This is a genomic window from Pseudozobellia thermophila, from assembly GCF_900141855.1.
Taxonomy (GTDB): Bacteria; Bacteroidota; Bacteroidia; order Flavobacteriales; family Flavobacteriaceae; genus Pseudozobellia; species Pseudozobellia thermophila.
Genome location: NZ_FQYU01000001.1, coordinates 57,874 through 79,698, shown reverse-complemented (window position 1 = coordinate 79,698; position 21,825 = coordinate 57,874). Strand labels below are relative to the sequence as shown.

Below are 21,825 nucleotides of genomic sequence, written 5' to 3'. Positions count from 1 at the left end.
GGAAAGTAAATCGAATAAACTTATTTTTGCGCGACATAGAAAATACGGAAAGCCGATGCACTACGATTTCAACAGTATAGAGAAGAAATGGCAAGAATATTGGGCCAAGAACCAAACCTTTAAAGCGGAGAACGATTCTGAAAAGGAGAAGTTCTATGTGCTCGACATGTTTCCCTACCCTTCGGGGGCCGGATTGCATGTGGGGCATCCGCTGGGATATATCGCCAGCGACATCTATGCGCGCTACAAAAGGCACAAGGGCTTTAACGTGTTGCACCCCATGGGCTACGATTCGTTCGGGCTGCCCGCGGAGCAGTACGCCATTCAAACGGGGCAGCATCCGGCCGATACCACCCGGGTAAACATTGAAGGCGGTGTCGACAAGGAGGGCAACAAGATCGAGGGCTACAGAAAGCAGCTCGACCGTATGGGCTTTTCCTTCGATTGGAGCCGTGAGGTACGCACCTCCGATCCCAAGTATTACAAGTGGACGCAGTGGATCTTTATCCAGCTGTTCAATTCGTGGTACAACAAGGCTACCGATAGGGCAGAGGACATCGAAAGTTTGATCGCTGTTTTTGAAAAGGAGGGCAACGCTACGGTAGAGGCGGTTTGCGACGAGGATACACCGCAGTTTTCGGCGGGGGAGTGGAAGGCCTTTTCGGAAAGGGAAAAACAGGAAATGTTGTTAAAATACCGCCTTACCTATTTGGCGGAAAGCGAGGTGAACTGGTGTCCGGCCCTAAAGACCGTATTGGCCAACGACGAGATCGTAAACGGGGTCTCCGAACGCGGGGGGCATCCAGTGGTGCGTAAAAAAATGACCCAGTGGAGCATGCGCATAACGGCCTATGCCCAGCGCTTGCTCGACGGACTGCAGAAGGTCGATTGGCCACAGCCGCTCAAGGATTCGCAGACCAACTGGATCGGCCGCAGCGTCGGTGCCCAGGTCACCTTTAAGCTCAAGGATTCGGAGCACGAGATCTCGGTGTTCACCACCCGGCCCGATACCATTTTCGGGGTGAGCTTTATGACACTGGCCCCGGAACACGAACTGGTGCAACAGATTACGACCGAAGCCCAAAGGGCCGAGGTCGAGGCCTATGTCGAAGCGACCGCCAAACGTTCGGAACGGGAGCGTATGGCCGATGTAAAGACCATTTCGGGCGCTTTTACCGGAGCCTATGCCGAGCATCCCTTTACCAAGGAAGCCATTCCCGTTTGGATCGGCGACTACGTTTTGGCCGGCTATGGAACGGGAGCCGTGATGTCGGTGCCCTGCGGGGACCAACGCGATCACGATTTCGCGAAACATTTCAATATTCCCATCCCCAATATTTTTGAGGGGGTCGATATCTCCGAGGAAGCCTTCGCCGATAAGGAAAATACGGTCATTGCCAATTCCGACTTCCTGAATGGGCTATCGTACAAGGAGGCCACCAAAAAGGTGATCGCCGAGCTCGAAAAGCTGGGCCAGGGCCAGGGCAAGGTCAACTACCGCCTGCGCGATGCCGTTTTTAGCAGGCAGCGCTATTGGGGCGAACCCTTTCCCGTGTATTACGATGCCGACGGCCTGCCGCACATGATCGAGGAAGAGTACTTGCCGATCACCCTGCCCGAGGTCGATAAGTACCTGCCTACCGAAACGGGCGAACCCCCATTGGGCAATGCCACCGAATGGGCCTGGGACACCGAGGGCAAGCAAGTGGTGGCCAACGACAAGATCGATCACAAGACCGTGTTCCCCTTAGACCTCAATACCATGCCGGGCTGGGCGGGAAGCTCCCAATACTTTAATAGGTACATGGACCCGCACAACGAGGAGGCGATCTTCTCCAAGGAGGCCATTGATTATTGGCAGGATGTGGACCTGTACATTGGCGGTAGCGAGCACGCCACGGGGCATTTGCTCTACAGTCGGTTCTGGCAGAAGTTTATGTTCGACAAGGGCCTAGTGCCCAAAGACGAGTTTGCCAAAAAGCTGATCAACCAGGGGATGATCACGGGGACGAGTGCTTTTGTTTATAGAATGCATTCCAAAATAACGGTATCCCAAAAGTTGCTCGGAGAGGATTTATCCAAGGCGGATGATTTATATGAGTTGACAAGAAAATCAATGGTTAAGACCGTTCAACTAAAGAAAAATCAGATTTTTATTCCAAAGTGTTTTTTCTCTTTTCATGAGTATAAAAAGTGGAAGAGAAGCAATGGGATGCCGGAAGAACAGGTAAAGCAACTGATTGAAGCAGATTTGGTTTTGGAGAGAATAAAATCGTATGAGCATTTAATACCGGAGGAAGAGAAGGATTTTTTTGACTTAGACAAATACAGCATTTCTTTTTCTGGGGATGCGCTCCATGCAGATGTTTCTTTAGTTGATTCTTCCGATGAATTGGATGTTGAGGCATTTAAAAAATGGCGACCTGAATATAGAGATGCAGAATTTATTTGTCAAAACGGTAAATACATTGTTGGCCGCGAGGTTGAAAAAATGTCCAAGTCGAAGTACAACGTGGTCAATCCCGATGCCATTTGCGAGGAGTACGGGGCCGATTCCCTGCGTTTGTACGAAATGTTCCTGGGCCCCCTGGAGCAGTCCAAACCCTGGAACACCGCGGGCATTACCGGGGTGCACGGCTTCTTGAAAAAACTGTGGCGCCTGTACCATTCGGGTGCAGGGGGGGCTTTTGAGGTAAGCGATGCCGAGCCCTCGAAGGAATCGTGGAAAACCTTGCACAAGACCATAAAGAAGGTCGAGGAAGACATCGAGAACTTTAGCTTCAACACCACCGTTTCTACCTTTATGATCTGCGTAAACGAGCTAGGTGCCCAAAAGTGTACCAATAGGGCCATTTTAGAGCCCTTGGCGATCTTGGTATCGCCCTATGCCCCGCATATCGCCGAAGAGCTTTGGGAAAAGCTGGGCCATACCGAATCGATTTCAGAGGCGCCGTTTCCGAAATTCGAGGAAAAATACCTGGTCGAAAGCAGTAAGGAATACCCTATTTCCTTTAACGGCAAGATGCGTTTTAAGCTCGAAATGCCCTTAGACCTGAGCAAGGATGAGATCGAGGCCAGGGTAATGGCCCACATAAAGACCCAAGAACAATTACAGGGCAGAACGCCCAAAAAGGTAATTGTGGTGCCCGGCAAGATCGTAAATATTGTGGGGTAGGTTTTTTGTAATAGAAATGATTTTTAATGAACACCCCTTTATTTTAAGGGGTGTTTCTTTTTATATTGTTATTTATGGGTTGATACCCCTTACTTTTTGCTCCTTTAATTTTAATAAACCATCAATTTGTCGGAATTTTAAGGCAAATTTAAAATTTGCTTTAGATGAAAATAGGTGTACCTAAAGAAATCAAGAACAACGAAAGCCGGGTGGGCATGACCCCCGCCGGGGTTTACGAACTGGTTAAGAACGGGCATAGTGTTTACGTGCAGTCAACGGCAGGTGAGGGCAGCGGTTTTTTTGATAAGGACTACAAAAAGGCGGGCGCTATCATCTTGGATACGATCGGTCAGGTCTATGCCATTAGTGAAATGATCGTAAAGGTCAAGGAGCCCGTTGAGCAGGAGTACGAAATGGTCCAAAAGGGCCAAATACTGTTTACCTATTTTCATTTTGCCTCTAGTGAGGCCCTCACCAAGGCCATGATCAAAAGTGGCGCTACCTGTATTGCCTATGAAACGGTGGAAGATGAAGACGGTACCCTGCCCCTGTTGACCCCTATGTCCGAAGTTGCCGGCCGTATGGCCATTCAACAGGGGGCCAAGTACCTCGAAAAGCCCGTAAAGGGCAGGGGGGTGCTTTTAGGAGGCGTTCCGGGTGTTGCGCCGGGCAGGGTCCTGGTGCTCGGGGCCGGGGTCGTAGGTATCCAGGCTGCAAAAATGGCAGCGGGTCTGGGCGCCCATGTTACCATTCTCGATATCAATATGAAGCGTTTGCGCTATGTCAACGACGTAATGCCACCGCACGTGGTTACCGAGTTTTCGAACGAGTTCAACATCCGCAAACACATAAAAACACACGATTTGATCGTAGGGGGCGTTTTGCTGAAAGGGGCAAAGGCCCCCAATCTGATCACCCGCGATATGCTGAAGGAAATGCGACCGGGCACGGTAATCGTCGACGTGGCCGTAGACCAGGGCGGGTGTGTCGAGACGACCCGGCCTACCACGCATGAAGACCCCGTCTATATTGTCGACGATGTGGTGCACTATACGGTGGCCAATATGCCAGGCGCGGTGCCCTACACTTCCACTATGGCGCTGACCAACGTTACCCTACCCTATGTGCTGAAATTGGCCAATTTGGGATGGGAAAAGGCCTGTGAATCGGATACCTCGCTGCAAAAGGGCCTGAACATAACCGACGGGCAGGTGGTTTACAAGGAAATCGTAGAGGCTTTTGATTGGGCCGGGGCCACTGCGTAAGTACATTTTGTCAGTTGAAAATGCCCCGTCGTATTCTGGCGGGGTTTTTGCTTTCCAAAGGTTACATTTCCTTTTAATATGGGAAACTTAGTATCTTTAAGGCTAATTTAAATTCGATACATTATGATGGGTTATTATATATTGATAGGTGGTATAGCCTTGATCAGCTGGCTAGTGAGCAGCAAGTTAAAAAGCAAGTTCAAGTATTATTCAAAGGTGCATTTGCGCAACGGGATGAGCGGTGCCGAGATTGCCGAAAAAATGTTGGCCGACCATGGCATACACGATGTCAAGGTAATCTCTACCCCCGGAATGTTGACCGACCATTATAATCCTGCCAATAAAACGGTAAACCTGAGCGAGGGTGTTTACAACCAACGCAATGCATCCGCTGCCGCGGTGGCGGCTCATGAATGTGGCCATGCGGTACAGCACGCTCAGGCCTATGAATGGCTGACCCTGCGGTCGAAGCTGGTGCCCGTGGTGAGCGTTACCTCAAGTCTTTCCATGTGGGTGGTGTTCGGTGGCCTGATGTTGGGTGCCGCCGCAGGGGTCGGACTCGGATATTGGGTGGCCGTTGCCGGATTGGTAATGATGGGTATGGCGACTTTGTTCAGTTTTATCACCTTGCCCGTGGAATATGACGCCAGTAGCCGTGCCTTGGCCTGGTTGAAGGCAAAGAACATTGTAACCCCCGAAGAATACAAGGGCTCCGAGGATGCCTTAAAATGGGCGGCCCGTACGTATTTGGTAGCGGCGATCGGTTCCTTGGCCACCTTGGTCTATTGGGGACTTCAGGTCCTCGGTGGAAGGGATTAGTGCTTGAAGAAAAAGTACCTTATAAAAAAAGCTGTCTATAAATGCATAGACAGCTTTTTTTGTTTGGGTTCGTGTGCTTTCGGTTTATTTGGCAGGTATGCGTTCGTCTATCAGTTTCAAGGCGATACCGTCGCGGCCCATAAGGTCAAATAGATCGAGGATGTCACGCATGGTTTTTTCCTCTTCCAATTGTTCGGTAACGAACCACTGCAAAAAGTTCTCGACGCCAAAGTCGTTGTTTTTCCTTGCGGTGGCGACTATGTTGTTGATCGATTTGGTGACCTCGATCTCTTGGCTTAAGGCCGTTTCAAAAACTTCCTCCAGTGATGAAAAATCGTGGTTGATGTTCTTTATTTCGGGCGATAGGGCGTTGCCTCCGCAATCGTTGACGAACTTGAATATTTTCATCATGTGTTCCCTTTCCTCGGCCGACTGCCGGTACAAAAGGTCCGCACTTCGGGCATAGCCCCGTTGGTCGCACCAAGAGGCCATGGCCAAATAGGAGGCGGAAGCCTTGCCTTCCATTTGTATTTGGGCGTTGAGCATATCCATGCTCTCTACCTTGATGCTCATCTGTTGTCTCGCTATATCTTTCATTGTCCTTTCTTTACTTAACTTAACGTAAAGTTATTACAAAAGCGTGTGCGGCGCTAGGGTCAGGCCCTATTTATAACTGATTTTAGATTGATTAAAAATAGGGGGAGACTAGGCCTTGGATGCAAGCACAGGGTGCTGGGCGGCTATGTCGAGCATAAAAAAGGCCCCGGTAAGCAAGTCTTTGAGGTCAAGTACCTCTAGGGTATTCAAGATAAAAAGGTGCTCTTTGTTGCAGAGCGACAAAATTTCGAGACCGTGCGGATTGACCTCGTCGTCAAAATGGGATTCGATATCGATGGCCCATACCTTCTGACGTAGGGAAAGCAGCTCGCAAAACGTGAAACGCACCAGCTTGTGGCCAAAATCGATGTAGAAACACCTTTCCGTATCGGATTGATAAAAGGTATAGTACCGTGATGAATGAATGCGTTCCATTGGGAACAAAAATAATCCTTATTTAGATTTAATACAAATATTATATCTGGATTTGTCGATCGATCTGTTGGGCAAGGGAGATAAAGGTCTCGGTTCGCGAAACCCCTTCGATTTGTTGGATTTCCTTGTTCAGTACATGCATAAGGTGCTCGTTGTCGCGGCACAGGACTTTGATAAGTATCGACCAGTTTCCGGTGGTGTAATGGCATTCGAGTACTTCGGGAATCTTTTCGAGCTGTTTTACGGCAATAGGGTTGCTCATGGCCTTGTCGAGATAAATGCCGATATAGGCCATGGTGGTATAGCCCATTACCTTGGGGTTGATAACGAACTTGGAGCCGGCCAAAAGTCCCGATGCCTCCAATTTACGCAGGCGCTGATGGATGGCCGCTCCCGAAATGCCGATATTACGGGCAATTTCAAGAATGGGTTTACGGGCATCTTCCATCAGGTACCTTAAAATTTTTTTGTCGATACCGTCTATTTTTACCTTTTCGTCGCCTGATTTCATAGAAGTTGTGTCGAATTGTCGTTAAAAGTATAAAATTACAAATAGACAGTAAGTAAATAAGGTCGTAGGGGATTAAATAATTTGGGTTTCGGTATTGTACCCTAGATAGGGCACCTCGTATTCCTTGAAAACGATTCCGTGGGCTTCGAGTTCCGAGAGGATGGGTCCGTACACCTCTTTGTGAATGGGAATCTGTATACCGGGCGTTGTTATCTTTCGGTTCAAAATGGCCAAAGTGGCCATGGCCACCGGAAGGCCTACCGTCTTTGCCATGGCGGTGTGGGTCCTGTCTTTGCCGACGACTACCATATTGGCGTCTATCTGCCGTTTTTGGCCCTCGAGTTCGTATCCGAATTTATGGTACATCACGACCATGTCTTTGTCACCGTCGTCCAACGACCAGCTTTCTTCAAGAATTTGCTGGAGTATTTGGGCGGGAGTGGCCCTTGCCAAGGTAATGGTTTTGTCGGGATCGAACAGTTTGAGTTCGAGAAGTTTCTCCCATACAATGTCGTCTTGGTCTATCTTTAAATAGTGTCTTAGCTTCAGTTCTACCGAGTCGGTGGGCGAATAGGGAAGAAAAAGGTTGGTAAAATCGCGGTACGACATGCCCTCCGAATTTTCGATGATATAGCTGTCGTCGGTCATGCCCAACTGAACAAAGATGTTCCAGGCCTTGGAGAATCCGACGCGGCGCAGGGTTCCGCGGTACAGGGTGAGTACATCCTGAAGTCCGTAGGCTTCGCGGTAGTTCAGCGAGTCCCTGTTGGCATAGCCCTCGAAACGGCCGTACCCTTCGATTTCGAAAAACTCCGTCCTTCTGAAGAGGCGGTGGTAGGGAATGTATTTGTAGGTGCCCTCCTGTATAAACTTGGCCGCCCCCCCCTGACCGGCCAGAACGACATTTCTGGGGTTCCAGGTAAATTTGTAGTTCCAAAGGTTGTTATCGCTTTCGGGGGCCAGCAATCCTCCGGTAAAGGATTCAAAAAGCAGCATTCTGCCTCCTTTTTCGGTAATCCGGTCGATCACCTGCATGGCGCTCATGTGGTCGATGCCCGGATCGAGGCCTATCTCGTTCATAAAGACCAAGCCTTTTTTTTCGACCGCCTTCGATAGTTCCCTAAGCTCCTCGCCGATGTACGAAGCGGTTACCAAATGCTTGCCATAGGCGAGGCAATCGCGGGCCACGGTGATGTGCATGCGGGCAGGAAGCATCGAAACGACAATATCGGAGTCGTCAACCAACTTCCTGCGCAACGAATCGTTCAATATGTCCAAGTGTACTACACGGCATGCAGGATGCCGGGCAATGGATGGGGGAACGGCTTCCGGATGCAGGTCGCCAATGGTGATTTGAAGCCTTTCCGACGCAGATTTCCCCAAAAAATAATCGAGCAGGTATGAGGTAGATTTTCCTGCGCCGATTACCAGAATTTTACGTGGCATATAATCTTTTTTTAAGTTTGTGCTATAGTTACTAAGGTATAAATTGTTATAAATATAAAAAATAATATATTTGGTGTTATGAACAAAACAATCTGTGGGGTCGGGGCCCTGTTGGGCATGTTGGCGGTAATTTTGGGGGCCTTTGGCGCGCACGGCTTGGAAAAGCTGATCGACCCAAGTAGCCTTCAGAGCTTCGAAACCGGGGTTCGGTATCAAATGTACCACGCATTGTTATTGTTGGTCTTGGGGGTGATGCCCCAGCTAGGGGCCTCGGACAAAAAGGCCATCTTTTACTTGGTAGGTGCGGGTACCGTGCTTTTTTCATTTTCTATTTACCTATTGGCGACCAACGAATTGACGGGTTTCGATTTTCGATCGATCGGTTTTGTGACCCCCGTTGGTGGCACCTTGCTGATCGTGGGATGGGGGTTGTTCGGCTACAGGGTGTACAAGCGTTTCAACTAAGGGATGTTCTTTAACTGATATATAAATAACCGCTATGGTTAAAACAAAACTCGATGGACAACACAACAAATGGTAGGCCTTCCATTTCCTTGGAAGCCTATGGTATCACGCACAACAATTTTCATTATCAACTCTCCCCGGAACAGCTTCACGAAATTACCCTAAAAAAAGGGATGGGCAGGGAGGCTTCTTCAGGGGCCTTGGCCGTCAATACCGGGGAATTTACCGGCCGGTCTCCGAAAGACCGTTTTATCGTTAAGGACGCGGTGACCGAGGACAAGGTTTGGTGGGGCGATATAAACATCCCCTTTTCGCCCGAAAGCTTCGATGCCCTGTACGACAAGGTCATCGCCTATCTGAACGAAAGGGAGCTATATGTTCGCGACTGCTATGCCTGTGCCGACCACAACTATCGGATGGATATTCGGGTGGTGACGGAGTACCCTTGGTCGAACCTCTTCGCGTACAACATGTTCATTCGCCCTACCGAGGAAGAATTGAGGCATTTCGATGTAGAGTGGACCGTTATCAATGCGCCCGGCTTTAGGGCCGATCCGAAAACCGATGGTACGCGCCAACACAATTTCGCACTCCTCAACTTTACCCGAAAGATTGTCTTGATCGGGGGAACGGGCTATACGGGCGAGATTAAGAAAGGTATTTTTTCGGCCCTGAACTTTATTCTCCCGGTAATGAAGAAGACCCTGCCGATGCACTGTTCGGCCAATGTGGGCCCAAAGGGCGATACGGCTATCTTTTTCGGGCTTTCGGGAACGGGCAAGACCACCTTGTCGACCGATGCCTCGCGCAAGCTGATCGGCGATGACGAACATGGCTGGAACAACGAGAACGCGGTGTTTAATTTCGAAGGGGGATGCTATGCCAAAGTGGTCGACCTATCGGAAACAAAGGAGCCCGAAATCTATGCGGCAATCAAAAAAGGGGCCCTTTTGGAGAACGTAATCATGGACGAGGCCGGAAACGTCGATTTCTCCGATACCCGTATTACCCAGAACACTCGGGTGAGCTATCCGATCTACCATATCGCCAACGTACAGCGTCCTTCTATCGGAAAGAACCCGAAGCATATTTTCTTTTTGACCGCTGATGCCTTTGGGGTATTGCCCCCGATATCGAAACTGACCGCAAGCCAGGCGGCCTACCACTTTATTTCGGGCTATACGGCCAAGGTGGCAGGAACCGAGGCCGGCGTCGTTGAGCCGGTCCCCTCTTTTTCGGCCTGTTTCGGTGCGCCCTTTATGCCCTTGCATCCGGCCAAATACGCAGAAATGCTCAGTAAAAAAATGAAGGAGGCCGGGGTGAACGTTTGGCTGGTCAACACAGGTTGGACGGGCGGACCCTACGGCGTGGGTACCCGAATGAAATTGAAATATACCCGGGCCATGATCAATGCCGTACTCAATGGAGACCTGGGGCTCTACGACTACGACCACTACCACATACACTCCGTTTTCGGGGTGGCCCAACCGAGGGAATGCCCCGGCGTACCAACAGAAGTGCTGAGTCCGCGTGCCACTTGGAACGATGATCAGGCCTACTATACCACCGCATTTAAGCTGGCCAATGCCTTTCGTACAAATTTTAAGCAGTTTGAGGCATACGCCAGTGAAGAGATCCGTCGCGGCGGCCCCCAGCGTTATGCCTTTTAGCGAAGCGGCCAGATAGTCGTAAAACAAAAAAGCGGACTCTTTACGGGGTCCGCTTTTGTTCTTTGGGCCAAGAAACCCTATTTTTTGTTGACGGAACTGATATACTTTTGAAGTGCCATGGTCATCGACGGCGTTTCAGGGGTGGGCGCCTTGATGTCTATTCGAAGGCCCGCTTCGGTGGCCGCACTGATGGTCGAATTCCCGAAAACGGCAATACGGGTATCGTTCTGCTTAAAATCGGGGAAGTTCTTCAACAGGGATTCGATGCCCGAAGGGCTAAAGAACACCAAAATATCGTAATAGACGTCCCTCAAATCCGATAGGTCGCTAATAACGGTTTTGTAGAATATACCCCGTTTCCAATCAATGCCCAACTCATTTAGCGTGTTGGGTATAACGTCTTTTAACACGTCGGACGAAGGTAGCAGGAACTTCTCGTTTTTGTACTTTTTAAACAGGGGGACCAAGTCTTGGAAATTTCGCTGCCCTACATAAATTTTACGCTTGCGGTAGACGACATACTTTTGAAGATAGTACGCCACGGCTTCAGATTGGCAAAAATACTTCATGGAATCGGGTACCTTGAACCTCATTTCTTCGGCAATCCTGAAAAAATGGTCAACCGCGTTCCTACTGGTCAAAATAATCGCAGTGTAATTCTTAAGATCGATTTTCTGTTGGCGAACGTTTTTTGCGTCTACTCCCTCGACATGGATGAAAGGCCTAAAATCAACTTTGACTTTTTCCTTATCTATTAGCCTAGAGTAAGGCGAATTTTCCATTTTGGGTTCTGGTTGAGAGACCAAAATCGTCTTTACTTTCATATAACTCAAATTATAGTTGCAGATAACCGCCAATGATTATAAATGGGGAAATTTCGAGAGCGCAAAGGTACAAAATAAAATAGAAAAAGTAGTTGGCAATGAATTTTTGATGATTCCTCAGCACTGTGACCCAACCGATTATATTTATGAGGAGAATGAGCAAAATTGCTCCGTAAATAACAAGGTTTGGGGTTTTTACTACATATACGATAAGCAAATTGGCCATGAACATGACAATTCCGCTGTAATTGAAGTAAGAAAGTTTTTTGAATATGACCTCGCTAACTACCTTGTTCGATCCGAAAATATAGCCATTGGCCAGCTGAAGCGTGGTTTTTACCAGGAGAAACAACAGTATAAAGCCCAAAATAATGAGGTACATGAAAGGGTATTCGTCATTGGGCGGGGCGATTGTCTTTCGTGCCAAATAAACGAAGAGTGCGAAATTGGTAGTTTGAAATACGGTGAACAAAATATGGAACCAATTCACCAACTTTTCCTTTTTGTTGTACAGAAAGATGTACTTGTTGTTGAAGGGCAGAATAATAAAGTTCAGAAACCGGGTGTAGAACAGGCGTTTGGCCAATACCAAAAAAAGTAGGCTGGCAACCAATATAATGGTCATCCAATCGGCGGTACCGGCTGTTCGTAGTATAGGTTCCATCAGTCAAATTTAGTGTTTGTGCCATTGATGCCGGGCAACAACCCATTTTCCGATATGCCGATCCTAAAATAAGCGGGGTCTTTCATTTTCGGTTTCGGAAACTTGAATATAAAGCTTACCGTGTCGTTCGCGGGCAGGGCCTTAAGACTGTCGTCAACGATACGGGGTTCTATGGCCATACGGTCTTTCACGTCCTTAAAGCTAGTCAAATAAGCAATATTGAATTTTATTTTTTTTAAGTCTATGTCTTGGTCGTAGGGGTTGTAGACCTTGAATTCCTGTTCCCTTTCGAGATCGAGGTGAATAGGTTCCTCGACCAGGGTGCGCAGTTTGCGAAAAGATTCGAAGTCATCGATGTACTTGCCATAGAACACCTTGCCGTCGGCCCGGGTCAGTTCCAGGTCGGGGGCTTTTTGCTTGCGCCGTGTCACATAGAGGATTTTTTGATGCTGTACCTTGGCTTCCGATTCGTCTATCGAGTATTGGTTTCGCCGGTACATCAGGTTGTTGAGCGAAAAGGTGGGTACGCCGGCATAAAAGGCGTACATCGGGGCATTGCGGTACGAGTTTTCGAAAACGACGGGCGTATCGCCTATCTTAGACTTTATCTCCGCTATCCACTCCTTGTTTCCATGGGTCTCGTATACAATCGGGGAAATAGGCTCGTAAACCAATCCGACCCTCAAATACAGAATGAGTATTCCGTTGACGATCCCGGTGCGGTAGATCCACTTTCGCAGGGTCTCGTTTTCGATCATCTGTCTAAAGACCAGTATGATCAATGGGATGGTGATAACAATGATCCATTGGGTCTGTATGCGTCTGTTGAAGCTGGACATGAAAAAGAACAGGATGATCCCGTAGGTCAAAAAAAGCAGGGCCCTTGTGAACTTGTCCTTTTGTCTTGTTTTGAACAACGCCCAATAGATCCAGGGGAAGGTAAGTCCGAAGAGCGCGATAAGGTTTACGAAATAGCCCAAGGTGTACTTGGTAAAGCTGTACGGGTCGTTGGGCCGGTCGAACAAGTGGTACTTTATGGTTACAAAATCGTTATGGTACAACCAGATAAAATGGGGCGTGTAGCATGCCAGGGCCACTATTACGGCCAACCAGGCATTTTTTAGCGTGACCAATTTCAGGTTGGAAAGCAGGACAAATACGATGACCAGGACCGCATGGTACTTGCTGTACATGAGCCCGGCCATGGTCATGCCGAGAATTACGCCCCAAACCCATGTCGGCTTTGCCAAAAAGCGCTTGTAGACATAGAGAAAGAGGGCCGTAAAGAACAATAAAGGGGTATCGGGAAGGGTAAAGAAGCCATAGGCGTTCAACAGGGCCATTGAAAAGACCAGTACAAAAAAATGGACGACGTAATCTTTCTTCCTCGGATGGTCGATACAGGCCCACAGTACGATGAACATAAGTGACGAGAGTATGCAACTCATAAAGCGTACCCCCAGTTCCCCGTCAAAAAACATACCGCTAAGCCGTACCATCAGTGCCACCAGAGGCGGGTGGTCGAAATAGCCCCAGCTCAATTTTTGGGCGTAATGCCAGTAATAGGCCTCGTCGAAAATAAGGGGCGTAAAATAAGATTGTACTAGATTGAGAACAAAAACGATACCCAACAGCAGTAAAAATATTCGAGGTAATTTAGGTTTCATTGTTTCGTTGGATAACACAATTATAAAGGGATGTCCGGTATTACAACGGGCAAAATTACGAATTATGATACAGTTGCAATCGCTAAAAATTTCACAATTCATGGGTTGGCGCGTACTGACAATATTGAAAATGCTATTTTTGCCGAACTAGCAACCATCGTATGTCAGATAGTCTGGTCATTATACCCACCTATAATGAGATTGAGAACATAGAGCCCATTATCGAGGCCGTTTTCGGTCTGAACAAAGCGTTTCATGTGCTTATCGTCGACGATAACTCTCCCGATGGCACATCGGACAAAGTCCGCGAACTGCAGACCCGGTATCCCGATTCCCTGTTCCTGGAGGTCAGAACCGAGAAGTCGGGCTTGGGAACCGCATATATCCACGGTTTCAAATGGGCCATTGCCAAAAAGTACGACTACATTTTTGAAATGGACGCCGATTTCTCGCACAACCCCGAAGATCTGACAAGGCTGTACCGGGCCTGTGCGAACGGGGCCGATGTCGCTGTAGGCTCGCGGTACAAGAAGGGGGTGAACGTGGTAAATTGGCCATTGCACAGGGTGTTGCTTTCCTATGGGGCATCGTTTTACGTAAAGGTGATTACCGGAATGCGCGTACACGACCCTACGGCAGGTTTCGTGTGCTACAAGCGGCATGTCTTGGAGAACATCGACCTCGATTCGGTACGCTTCGTAGGCTATGCGTTCCAGATCGAAATGAAATTCAGGGCCTACTTAAAAAATTACAAAATAGAGGAGGTTTCCATAATATTCAGGGACCGGGTAAGGGGCAAGTCAAAAATGTCTTCCTCGATTATCAACGAGGCCATAGTCGGCGTGTTCATGATGAAAGTCCGTAGCCTGTTTCAAAAAAGTCAATTTTAGGATGGACAAGATACTGATCAAAAACGCCAGGGTAGTCAACGAAAATTCGGTCATCGAGGCCGATGTACTCATAGAAAAGGACCTGATCGCCAGGATCGGTCCCGACATTTCCGATGATACGGCCAGGGTCGTCGATATCGACGGAAACTATCTGTTGCCGGGCCTTATCGACGATCAGGTGCATTTTCGCGAACCGGGCCTGACCCATAAGGGCGATATAGCGTCGGAAAGCAGGGCGGCCGTGGCCGGGGGAATTACCTCCTACATGGAGCAGCCCAATACCAACCCCCAGACCGTTACCCTTGAAAAACTGGAAGAAAAGTTCGCCATGGCGGCAAAGGCCTCGTTTGCCAACCATTCCTTCCTCTTCGGTGGGACCAACGACAACCTGGAAGAGATCAAACGCTTGGATAAGAACGCCTGTTCGGGGGTAAAGCTGTTTTTGGGATCGTCTACCGGCAACATGCTCGTCGACGACGAAGAGGTGATCGAAAAGATCTTTAGGAATACCGAAATGGTGATTTCGGCACATTGTGAGGACGAAGGCACCATTCGTGCCAACTTGGAGCGCTATAAAAAGGAATACGGCGACGATATCCCGGTAAAATTCCATCCCCTGATCCGAAGTGCGGAAGCGTGTTACCTATCCTCTTCAAAAGCCGTGGAACTGGCCAAGAAGACCGGGGCCCGTTTGCATGTTTTTCATTTGTCGACGGGAAGGGAAACGGACCTTTTTAGAAACGACATCCCCCTAAAGGATAAGAAGATTACGGCCGAGGTGTGCATTCACCACCTTTGGTTCTCCGATGCCGACTACGATAACAAGGGTACCCTCATCAAATGGAACCCGGCAGTGAAGACCGCCCAAGACCGTGCGCAGCTGTGGGAGGCCCTTCTCGACGACCGCTTGGATGTGATCGCCACCGACCATGCGCCCCACCTGTTGGAGGAAAAGGACCAGGTGTATACCAAGGCCCCTTCCGGTGGCCCCTTGGTGCAACACGCCTTGCCCGCCATGTTGGAAAAATACCACGAAGGCGTACTTTCCCTGGAAAAGATCGTAGAGAAAATGTGCCACAACCCGGCCATACTGTTCGATATAGAAAAAAGAGGCTATGTGCGCGAAGGGTATTTTGCCGACCTGGCCGTGGTAGACCTAAAGGATGCCTGGAAGGTTACCAAGGAAAACATAGCGTATAAATGTGGCTGGTCGCCCTTTGAGGGCACTACGTTTCGCTCAAAAATAAGCCATACCTTTGTAAACGGTCATTTGGCCTACGAAAACGGAAAGTTCTCTCCCGAGCCCCACGGAAGGCGATTGACTTTCGTTCGATAGGTATAACGGCACTGGACGATGAAGAAACTCAATGTACTTATCTTGGTTTTTTGGCTTTGGTCGTGCAACGAAAAGTTGCTCGAAAAACCCGACAACCTTATCGAAAAGGAAAAAATGGTGCAAATTTTAACCGATGTGGCCATTGTGAATGCGGCGAAGATAACCAATGTAAGCATCTTGCGCGATAACAACATCGATCCGATGGCCTATGTTTTTGAAAGGCACGGTATAGATAGCCTCCAGTTTGTTGAAAGCGATAGGTATTACGCATCCTTGCCTGCCGAGTACGAGGAAATCTATCTGAAGGTAGAGGCCGTTCTCGAGGGGCGACAAAAAGAATTCGAAGACGCAAAGGCGAAGAAAGATAGCCTTATGCGCCTGGAGGCCGAGCGCAAACAGAAGGCGGCCAAAAAGCTTAAGGATTCTCTTCGCTAAACTTCTCGCAGCAAAACCGAATGACGGGACCCAAGGGTTCGAACTGAAAATCGAGGTCGTCCCGTGCTTTTGAGTTGTCGTAGATTTCACGGTGCTTTAGCGATTTCACGGAGTTCTTGGTGATCCTTCTGCCCGTTTTGAACAACAGGTTTCTTGTATAATCGAACCAACGCCCGATTTCGAGCTGCCATGGCCTTAGTTCGATGCTAGGGGGCTTGAGACCCATGGCCTGTGCAATTTGGGTCATGATCTCGCGATAGGTCCAGTTTTCGGCAACCGCGATATAGCGCTCGTTTTTGATGTTGGAGTCCATCAGCTGCGCCATCATCTCGACCACATCGCCCACCGAAACGAATCCCGTACCGCCGGGCGGGTAAAACCGGTGCTGTTTTTGGGCTATCCCGAACAGGGCGCCACTGCCGTTTTCCCAGAATCCGGGGCCGATGATTACCCCCGGGTTGACCATGACCACGTCGATTCCTTCCTGCGAGGCCCTCCAGACTTCCATTTCGGCAGCCTGCTTGGTGCGTGCGTATACATTGGCATCTTGGGGCGTCCATGGGTTTTCTTCACGGGCTTTCTGCCCCTGTGGGCTATTGCCAATGGCCCCTATGGTGCTTACATAGCACAGTTTTTTAATCTTTTTGTCGATGCATAGGTTTGCAATATTGGCCGTGCCTTCGGTATTTGTTTTGTACAGCCTTTTGTAATCCCCGGGGTCGAAGGATATCAGGGCCGCGGTGTGGTAAACCCTATCAATGCCCGTAAACGCCGTTTCGAGGGCGGCAATGTCGTTCAGGTCGGCCTCGACCCATTCGATGGTATCGAACAAGGTGTCCACGTCTTCCTCGTAGTATCCAAATACCTTTTTTACCCTCTGAAGATCGCTGTCCTTTCGATAAGTGGCCCTAACGGCACATCCTTTCTTAAGCAGTTTAAGCAAAAGATGTGCCCCGACCAAACCTGTTCCGCCTGTGACCAAAACCATGTCCCAAAGTTAGCGAATAGACTTGGATAATTTCCTGTCGTACGACAAGGGTGGGCTCCGATTTACCGTTATATTTGCATGAAAATTTAGAAACAGGTAAAATGGCTTCAAACTTTGTCGAAGAATTGAAATGGAGGGGCATGTTGCACGATGCTATGCCCGGAACGGAAGAACATCTTTTAAGCGGAATGCAATCGGCCTATGTCGGTATTGACCCGACGGCGGATTCATTGCATATCGGGCATTTGGTAGGGGTGATGATGCTTCGCCACTTTCAATTGGCCGGCCACAAGCCCTATGCCTTGATAGGCGGGGCGACCGGAATGATCGGTGATCCCTCGGGAAAATCGGCGGAACGCAACCTTTTGGACGAAGCGACCCTAAGACATAACCAAAACGCCCTGAAGGAACAACTTTCACGCTTTTTGGATTTTGACAGTGCTACCGACAATGGCGCTGTTCTGGTCAATAACTACGACTGGATGAAAGACTTTTCCTTTCTCGATTTTATTCGCGATGTGGGCAAGCATATCACCGTAAACTATATGATGGCCAAAGATTCGGTCAAAAAACGCCTTTCGGCCGAGGCCAAGGAAGGGATGTCCTTTACCGAGTTTACCTATCAATTGGTGCAAGGTTACGATTTTCTATACCTCTACAAGAATTACAACTGTACCCTTCAAATGGGCGGTAGCGACCAATGGGGCAACATAACCACGGGTACCGAACTGATCCGGCGCATAGGAAACGGCAAGGGCTATGCCCTTACCTGCCCCTTGATCACCAAGGCCGATGGCACCAAGTTCGGAAAGACCGAAAGCGGAAACATTTGGTTGGATGCCGAGCGCACATCGCCCTACCGTTTTTACCAATATTGGCTGAACACCTCCGATGAAGATGCCGAAAAGTACATCAAGATATTCACTTTTTTGACGAAAGCTGAAATCGAAGCCCTTGTCGAAGAGCACCGACAGGCGCCCCACCTGAGAAGCCTGCAAAAACGGCTGGCAGAGGAGATTACCACCATGGTACACTCCCAGGAAGATTTGGAAAACGCGCAAAAGGCCAGTAACATCCTGTTCGGGAAATCGACATCGGAAGACCTGAAAAAGTTGGACGAAAAAACCTTCTTGGATGTCTTTGACGGGGTACCCCAGGCGGAGATTCCCAGGGCCGAACTTGGGGGCGGACTCGACATGATCGGGGCCCTGGCCGATAAGACCGGCTTTTTGGGCTCCAACAGTGAAGCGCGCCGCGAGCTGAAGCAGAATTCCATTTCAGTGAACAAGGAAAAGGTCAAGGCCGACTATATCATTACCGACAAAGACCTTATCAACGACAAGTTCGTGCTTTTGCAGCGGGGCAAAAAGAACTATTTCGTCTTGGTGGTGGCCTAGGGGCATTGCCTTGTGCACATGTGGGTTTTGGTAATCCAGGCCAATAAATTTGAACTGAATGCGTTAGTGTTCAATAGGTTTTTCCTAAAATTGAATTGCTATGAGAAATTTAGTTATTGGCCTGGCCGCCTTTGTAGTACTCTTGGCCTGCGACAAGATTGACGAACTTACCAAGTTCGATATCACCTATAAGAGTGAGGTGACCATTCCCGGAACGGTAGGGGTAGATTTGCCCTTCGATATTTTTACCCCGGATGTGGAAACAAACTCCGAATCGGAGTTCGAGGTAAACGATACCCGAAAAGACCTTATCGAAGAGATCAGGTTGACCGAATTGACCCTAAGGATAACGTCGCCCGAAGCGGCCGATTTTAGTTTTTTGGAATCTATTGAGGTTTATATTTCGGCCGAGGGCCTCGATGAGATAAAAATTGCCGAAAAGACGGATATCGACCCGAATACCGGAGCCGTTCTCGATGTCGATGTGATCGATGTCGATCTTCAGGAATATATCAAAAAGGACAAATTCAACCTGAGGTTGAATACGGTAACGGATGAGGTAATCAGTAGCGACCACGAAATAGAGGTGTCTTCCACCTTTTTTGTCGATGCCAAAATACTGGGACTTTAAAGGACCATCAGATTGCAGCCCCTGACATCGCTATGGTCGAAGCGGCCCAAAATCTCAAAGGTACCATCGGCATGGGCTTTGCCCAAGTCTTGCGTGGCGATGAACGAACACGAGTTTTTGTTGGCCAGGTCGATTACATTGATACCCCCTGTCTTGCCGGTTTTTTGATAGCTTAAGGGGTCTTCGGTATCGCGGATAAGGATTTTCATCCAAGGGGGTGTCTTGAATATGCCATTGCCCTTCGAATAGGCCTGTGACAACAGTTCGGTCATTCCGTATTCCGAATGTATATGGTCTACCCCGAACCCCTTTTTTAAGATTTCGTGCAGCTCTTCGCGAATGAGTTCCTTTCTTCGGCCCTTCATTCCTCCCGTTTCCATGACCATGGTGTGCTTCAGTTTCATCGGGCCTGTTTCGACCAGGTCGAGCAAGGCGAAGGAGACGCCTATCAATAGGGTCTTTTGTCCCGCTTCCTCAAGTTTGCCGAGCTGCGAGCGAAGGGCACTTAGGTCGTCGAGGTAGAACCCGCTGGCCCTGTGCCCACTTTTCTTGATGAGGTGGTCTACCATGTAGATCAATGAAGATCCCTGCCTTTCCAAATACGAGGGCAGAAGGGCAAGGATGCAATAGGCCGAAACATCGCCGTAAAAGTGCAAAAAGGCCTGTTCGAAGCTTTCTTCGTATATCCCGAGGTCGCTTACATAATGGGTGCTGGTCTGACTTCCGGTAGTACCGCTACTGGTAAAAAGGGCCTGGGGCGGTCGGTGTGTGGCGACTATTTTTTTTGACTTGAAAAAGGAAATCGGCAAGAAGGGGATGTCCGACACCCGTTCCACGGTAAGGTCGTTTTGTCCCAAGTGGTCGCAAAACGTTTGGTAAACCCTGTTGTTGCGATACTGAAAACGAAAAGTATCCAACGCGTGAAGGTTGAATTCGTCGAGGTCGGAAATAGTAAAAATGCCCTTGTCTTCCATGAAAAAATCGTAGTGCAAAAGTAATGATATCTTAAGGTTTGCTTACTGTGCTCAAGGCAAATACTTAGTGTTAAAATTTTAACATATAACGAATATTACCGTTAATCTTTATTAAATAACATAAAATATGGTTCCATTATTTTGAAGCGATCTTTAGACCTGTACCTTTATACAATTATAGCTTTTTGGAGCTACATTATAAATAAAATAGAAATTATGAGTCAGGTAAAAAATAATGATACCGTAAAAGTACATTACACAGGTAAGTTGGCCGACGGACAGGTCTTCGACAGTTCTGTGGAAAGGGGTGAACCCATTCAGTTCACATTGGGACAAGGGCAATTGATACCCGGTTTCGAGAAGGGACTGATCGATATGAAGGTGAACGAGAAGAAGACGGTGAAGATACCCATGAACGAAGCCTATGGCGAAACCAATGAGCAACTTATCCAAGAAGTGCCCAAAAGTCAGCTGCCTGACGATATTGAGCCAAAAGTGGGTATGGGCTTGGTAACGCAAACCCCTAACGGGCAAGAAATCAACCTCGTCGTAAAAGAGGTGAACGAAGCCTCTATCGTCGTCGACGGAAACCATCCTTTGGCGGGCAAGGACCTGATTTTTGACCTCGAAGTGGTCGAAATCGTCTAAGGTAAGACCAAGGGTCTCCTACGGAGCCTATTGGAAGATAAATACAAAGCCCTCATCGAGGGCTTTTATTTTACGACCAATTTTCTGTTGACCGTTTTATGGTTTGACCTGATCTGAAGCATATAAATGCCGGAATTCAGGGAACTAATGTTTAGGCTGTTGCGGTAGATCTTTTCGGTAAGTACGATTTTCCCAAAAACATCATATACCGTTACCTCCTTTGGTCCTTGGTTGTTCGAAACAATTTGTACGGTTTCGCCGAATGCCGGATTGGGGTATAGCTTAAGTCCCGCGAACGCTTGTTCGGCTTCTATCGATACGTTGTCCGATTCTTGCCCAAAAACCGCAAAGGAGCACAGCGTAAAGAGGCTTAGATAAAATAATCGCATGGCAATTGATTTGGGATCAATACCTTAAAGTTAGTGAAAGACGGTATTTCGGGTAGAAAAATGTTGTGAAACCTTACAAATTGTAGGTGATTGACAAAACGACGGTCTTTAATCGGAATTTAGTTGCAGATGGTCGAATTCATGAAACGCGGTTCTGCCAACCTACATTTTGTGGGAGCGGATTATTTTACGATCAACTTGCGCGTAGCAATGCGGTTCAGTTCGTAAACCCGCAAGACATATACGCCGGCGTCCAAATCGCCCAAAAACAACTCTTTGCCGTTGAGCTTCGTCTCCAGGACCTTCGTGCCCAGAACATCGTAAATGGCCACCTGTTTCGGGGCATTTTTGGAAGTACTGATGTATACCTTACCGTTGGTAACCGGATTGGGGTACAGTTTGAACCCCTCTATATCACCAACACTGCGACTACTTTGACCGTAGCTGAAAGAAATAAAAAATAAAGTTACTACAAGGTAAAAGTGCTTCATACAGTAGGTTATGCAAAAAATATACCACAAATATAATAAATCTTTGACTCGTACGTTGACGGATCTGTGTGAATGGTACGATTTTTCGGGCAAGAGGTAAAAAACCCC

Annotated in this window: 22 protein-coding genes; 11 read left to right on the top strand and 11 right to left on the bottom strand. The window is 48.4% G+C overall.

The annotated features are described in order from the left end of the window. The first annotated feature begins 55 nt into the window (after positions 1 to 55). The 3 genes from BUB37_RS00340 (at position 56) to BUB37_RS00330 (ending at position 5,259) form a co-directional block, all read left to right on the top strand. A complete protein-coding gene (locus tag BUB37_RS00340; RefSeq protein WP_072986630.1) occupies positions 56 to 3,175 on the top strand; it encodes a leucine--tRNA ligase in 3,120 nt (1,039 codons plus the stop codon). A gap of 164 nt (positions 3,176 to 3,339) precedes the next feature. Further along, the gene (gene ald / locus BUB37_RS00335; RefSeq protein ID WP_072986627.1) at positions 3,340 to 4,440 is read left to right on the top strand and encodes an alanine dehydrogenase; all 1,101 of its coding nucleotides are present in this window, start codon (positions 3,340 to 3,342) and stop codon (positions 4,438 to 4,440) included. Positions 4,441 to 4,563: 123 nt separating this feature from the next. Next, positions 4,564 to 5,259, top strand: coding sequence for a zinc metallopeptidase (locus BUB37_RS00330; protein WP_072986624.1), 696 nt, complete (start codon positions 4,564 to 4,566; stop codon positions 5,257 to 5,259). Between the two features lie 84 nt (positions 5,260 to 5,343). Here the strand turns inward: BUB37_RS00330 and BUB37_RS00325 are convergent, their stop codons facing one another. The 4 genes from BUB37_RS00325 to BUB37_RS00310 form a co-directional block, all read right to left on the bottom strand. After that, positions 5,344 to 5,856: a ferritin gene (locus tag BUB37_RS00325; protein WP_072986621.1), complete on the bottom strand. Its 513-nt coding sequence runs from the start codon at positions 5,854 to 5,856 to the stop codon at positions 5,344 to 5,346. A 108-nt stretch (positions 5,857 to 5,964) separates the two neighbouring features. Continuing rightward, positions 5,965 to 6,291: a hypothetical protein gene (locus tag BUB37_RS00320; RefSeq protein WP_072986618.1), complete on the bottom strand. Its 327-nt coding sequence runs from the start codon at positions 6,289 to 6,291 to the stop codon at positions 5,965 to 5,967. A gap of 40 nt (positions 6,292 to 6,331) precedes the next feature. Beyond that, on the bottom strand, positions 6,332 to 6,802 hold the full coding sequence (locus BUB37_RS00315) for an Lrp/AsnC ligand binding domain-containing protein (RefSeq protein ID WP_072986614.1): 471 nt from the start codon (positions 6,800 to 6,802) through the stop codon (positions 6,332 to 6,334). A gap of 72 nt (positions 6,803 to 6,874) precedes the next feature. Continuing rightward, positions 6,875 to 8,248: a saccharopine dehydrogenase family protein gene (locus BUB37_RS00310; RefSeq protein WP_072986611.1), complete on the bottom strand. Its 1,374-nt coding sequence runs from the start codon at positions 8,246 to 8,248 to the stop codon at positions 6,875 to 6,877. Positions 8,249 to 8,326: 78 nt separating this feature from the next. Between BUB37_RS00310 and BUB37_RS00305 the strand changes: the two genes are divergently transcribed. Further along, on the top strand, positions 8,327 to 8,713 hold the full coding sequence (locus BUB37_RS00305; RefSeq protein WP_072986607.1) for a DUF423 domain-containing protein: 387 nt from the start codon (positions 8,327 to 8,329) through the stop codon (positions 8,711 to 8,713). A gap of 53 nt (positions 8,714 to 8,766) precedes the next feature. Continuing rightward, the gene (gene pckA / locus BUB37_RS00300; protein ID WP_072986604.1) at positions 8,767 to 10,383 is read left to right on the top strand and encodes a phosphoenolpyruvate carboxykinase (ATP); all 1,617 of its coding nucleotides are present in this window, start codon (positions 8,767 to 8,769) and stop codon (positions 10,381 to 10,383) included. A gap of 77 nt (positions 10,384 to 10,460) precedes the next feature. Here the strand turns inward: pckA and BUB37_RS00295 are convergent, their stop codons facing one another. From BUB37_RS00295 to BUB37_RS00285, 3 genes are read right to left on the bottom strand one after another with little or no spacing between them, the layout of a single operon-like run. Then, the gene (locus BUB37_RS00295; RefSeq protein WP_072986600.1) at positions 10,461 to 11,207 is read right to left on the bottom strand and encodes a uroporphyrinogen-III synthase; all 747 of its coding nucleotides are present in this window, start codon (positions 11,205 to 11,207) and stop codon (positions 10,461 to 10,463) included. A 10-nt stretch (positions 11,208 to 11,217) separates the two neighbouring features. Beyond that, a complete protein-coding gene (locus tag BUB37_RS00290; protein WP_072986596.1) occupies positions 11,218 to 11,871 on the bottom strand; it encodes a DUF4271 domain-containing protein in 654 nt (217 codons plus the stop codon). Further along, positions 11,871 to 13,538, bottom strand: coding sequence for an ArnT family glycosyltransferase (locus BUB37_RS00285; protein ID WP_072989587.1), 1,668 nt, complete (start codon positions 13,536 to 13,538; stop codon positions 11,871 to 11,873). Before BUB37_RS00285 ends, BUB37_RS00290 begins: the two co-directional genes overlap by 1 nt. A 161-nt stretch (positions 13,539 to 13,699) precedes the next feature. On the opposite strand from BUB37_RS00285, the gene BUB37_RS00280 reads away from it, so the two are divergent. From BUB37_RS00280 to BUB37_RS00270, 3 genes are read left to right on the top strand one after another with little or no spacing between them, the layout of a single operon-like run. Further along, a complete protein-coding gene (locus BUB37_RS00280) occupies positions 13,700 to 14,428 on the top strand; it encodes a polyprenol monophosphomannose synthase (protein ID WP_072986593.1) in 729 nt (242 codons plus the stop codon). A gap of 1 nt (position 14,429) precedes the next feature. Then, positions 14,430 to 15,764, top strand: a complete 1,335-nt coding sequence (locus BUB37_RS00275; protein WP_072986589.1) for a dihydroorotase — start codon at positions 14,430 to 14,432, stop codon at positions 15,762 to 15,764. 18 nt (positions 15,765 to 15,782) lie between these two features. Further along, the gene (locus BUB37_RS00270) at positions 15,783 to 16,199 is read left to right on the top strand and encodes a DUF4296 domain-containing protein (protein ID WP_072986586.1); all 417 of its coding nucleotides are present in this window, start codon (positions 15,783 to 15,785) and stop codon (positions 16,197 to 16,199) included. On the opposite strand, the gene BUB37_RS00265 is transcribed toward BUB37_RS00270, so the two are convergent. Then, a complete protein-coding gene (locus tag BUB37_RS00265) occupies positions 16,180 to 17,187 on the bottom strand; it encodes an NAD-dependent epimerase/dehydratase family protein (protein WP_072986582.1) in 1,008 nt (335 codons plus the stop codon). The two genes, BUB37_RS00270 and BUB37_RS00265, sit on opposite strands and share 20 nt — an antisense overlap. A 101-nt stretch (positions 17,188 to 17,288) precedes the next feature. Between BUB37_RS00265 and tyrS the strand changes: the two genes are divergently transcribed. Both tyrS and BUB37_RS00255 read left to right on the top strand, forming a co-directional pair. After that, entirely contained in the window at positions 17,289 to 18,584 is a 1,296-nt protein-coding gene (gene tyrS, locus BUB37_RS00260; protein WP_072986580.1) for a tyrosine--tRNA ligase, read from the top strand. 100 nt (positions 18,585 to 18,684) lie between these two features. Continuing rightward, the gene (locus BUB37_RS00255; protein WP_072986575.1) at positions 18,685 to 19,215 is read left to right on the top strand and encodes a hypothetical protein; all 531 of its coding nucleotides are present in this window, start codon (positions 18,685 to 18,687) and stop codon (positions 19,213 to 19,215) included. Here the strand turns inward: BUB37_RS00255 and BUB37_RS00250 are convergent. Then, the gene (locus BUB37_RS00250; RefSeq protein WP_072986573.1) at positions 19,212 to 20,189 is read right to left on the bottom strand and encodes a LuxE/PaaK family acyltransferase; all 978 of its coding nucleotides are present in this window, start codon (positions 20,187 to 20,189) and stop codon (positions 19,212 to 19,214) included. The genes BUB37_RS00255 and BUB37_RS00250 overlap by 4 nt on opposite strands. Positions 20,190 to 20,405: 216 nt before the next feature. On the opposite strand from BUB37_RS00250, the gene BUB37_RS00245 reads away from it, so the two are divergent. Beyond that, positions 20,406 to 20,837: an FKBP-type peptidyl-prolyl cis-trans isomerase gene (locus BUB37_RS00245; protein WP_072986570.1), complete on the top strand. Its 432-nt coding sequence runs from the start codon at positions 20,406 to 20,408 to the stop codon at positions 20,835 to 20,837. A 65-nt stretch (positions 20,838 to 20,902) separates the two neighbouring features. Here BUB37_RS00245 and BUB37_RS00240 read toward each other — a convergent pair whose 3' ends face one another. Further along, a complete protein-coding gene (locus BUB37_RS00240; RefSeq protein WP_072986568.1) occupies positions 20,903 to 21,226 on the bottom strand; it encodes a T9SS type A sorting domain-containing protein in 324 nt (107 codons plus the stop codon). A 182-nt stretch (positions 21,227 to 21,408) separates the two neighbouring features. Continuing rightward, positions 21,409 to 21,717: a T9SS type A sorting domain-containing protein gene (locus BUB37_RS00235; RefSeq protein WP_072986566.1), complete on the bottom strand. Its 309-nt coding sequence runs from the start codon at positions 21,715 to 21,717 to the stop codon at positions 21,409 to 21,411. Positions 21,718 to 21,825 lie beyond the last annotated feature (108 nt).

What these genes read in the sequence shown, in the direction of transcription:
- BUB37_RS00240 (WP_072986568.1), bottom strand. Translation starts at nt 21,226, where the DNA reads ATGCGATTATTTTATCTAAGCCTCTTTACGCTGTGCTCCTTTGCGGTT.
- BUB37_RS00250 (WP_072986573.1), bottom strand. Translation starts at nt 20,189, where the DNA reads ATGGAAGACAAGGGCATTTTTACTATTTCCGACCTCGACGAATTCAAC.
- BUB37_RS00325 (WP_072986621.1), bottom strand. Translation starts at nt 5,856, where the DNA reads ATGAAAGATATAGCGAGACAACAGATGAGCATCAAGGTAGAGAGCATG.
- BUB37_RS00235 (WP_072986566.1), bottom strand. Translation starts at nt 21,717, where the DNA reads ATGAAGCACTTTTACCTTGTAGTAACTTTATTTTTTATTTCTTTCAGC.
- BUB37_RS00270 (WP_072986586.1), top strand. Translation starts at nt 15,783, where the DNA reads ATGAAGAAACTCAATGTACTTATCTTGGTTTTTTGGCTTTGGTCGTGC.
- BUB37_RS00290 (WP_072986596.1), bottom strand. Translation starts at nt 11,871, where the DNA reads ATGGAACCTATACTACGAACAGCCGGTACCGCCGATTGGATGACCATT.
- BUB37_RS00265 (WP_072986582.1), bottom strand. Translation starts at nt 17,187, where the DNA reads ATGGTTTTGGTCACAGGCGGAACAGGTTTGGTCGGGGCACATCTTTTG.
- tyrS (WP_072986580.1), top strand. Translation starts at nt 17,289, where the DNA reads ATGGCTTCAAACTTTGTCGAAGAATTGAAATGGAGGGGCATGTTGCAC.
- BUB37_RS00285 (WP_072989587.1), bottom strand. Translation starts at nt 13,538, where the DNA reads ATGAAACCTAAATTACCTCGAATATTTTTACTGCTGTTGGGTATCGTT.
- BUB37_RS00340 (WP_072986630.1), top strand. Translation starts at nt 56, where the DNA reads ATGCACTACGATTTCAACAGTATAGAGAAGAAATGGCAAGAATATTGG.
- BUB37_RS00255 (WP_072986575.1), top strand. Translation starts at nt 18,685, where the DNA reads ATGAGAAATTTAGTTATTGGCCTGGCCGCCTTTGTAGTACTCTTGGCC.
- BUB37_RS00330 (WP_072986624.1), top strand. Translation starts at nt 4,564, where the DNA reads ATGATGGGTTATTATATATTGATAGGTGGTATAGCCTTGATCAGCTGG.
- BUB37_RS00305 (WP_072986607.1), top strand. Translation starts at nt 8,327, where the DNA reads ATGAACAAAACAATCTGTGGGGTCGGGGCCCTGTTGGGCATGTTGGCG.
- BUB37_RS00245 (WP_072986570.1), top strand. Translation starts at nt 20,406, where the DNA reads ATGAGTCAGGTAAAAAATAATGATACCGTAAAAGTACATTACACAGGT.
- BUB37_RS00310 (WP_072986611.1), bottom strand. Translation starts at nt 8,248, where the DNA reads ATGCCACGTAAAATTCTGGTAATCGGCGCAGGAAAATCTACCTCATAC.
- BUB37_RS00320 (WP_072986618.1), bottom strand. Translation starts at nt 6,291, where the DNA reads ATGGAACGCATTCATTCATCACGGTACTATACCTTTTATCAATCCGAT.
- BUB37_RS00275 (WP_072986589.1), top strand. Translation starts at nt 14,430, where the DNA reads ATGGACAAGATACTGATCAAAAACGCCAGGGTAGTCAACGAAAATTCG.
- BUB37_RS00295 (WP_072986600.1), bottom strand. Translation starts at nt 11,207, where the DNA reads ATGAAAGTAAAGACGATTTTGGTCTCTCAACCAGAACCCAAAATGGAA.
- ald (WP_072986627.1), top strand. Translation starts at nt 3,340, where the DNA reads ATGAAAATAGGTGTACCTAAAGAAATCAAGAACAACGAAAGCCGGGTG.
- BUB37_RS00315 (WP_072986614.1), bottom strand. Translation starts at nt 6,802, where the DNA reads ATGAAATCAGGCGACGAAAAGGTAAAAATAGACGGTATCGACAAAAAA.
- pckA (WP_072986604.1), top strand. Translation starts at nt 8,767, where the DNA reads ATGGACAACACAACAAATGGTAGGCCTTCCATTTCCTTGGAAGCCTAT.
- BUB37_RS00280 (WP_072986593.1), top strand. Translation starts at nt 13,700, where the DNA reads ATGTCAGATAGTCTGGTCATTATACCCACCTATAATGAGATTGAGAAC.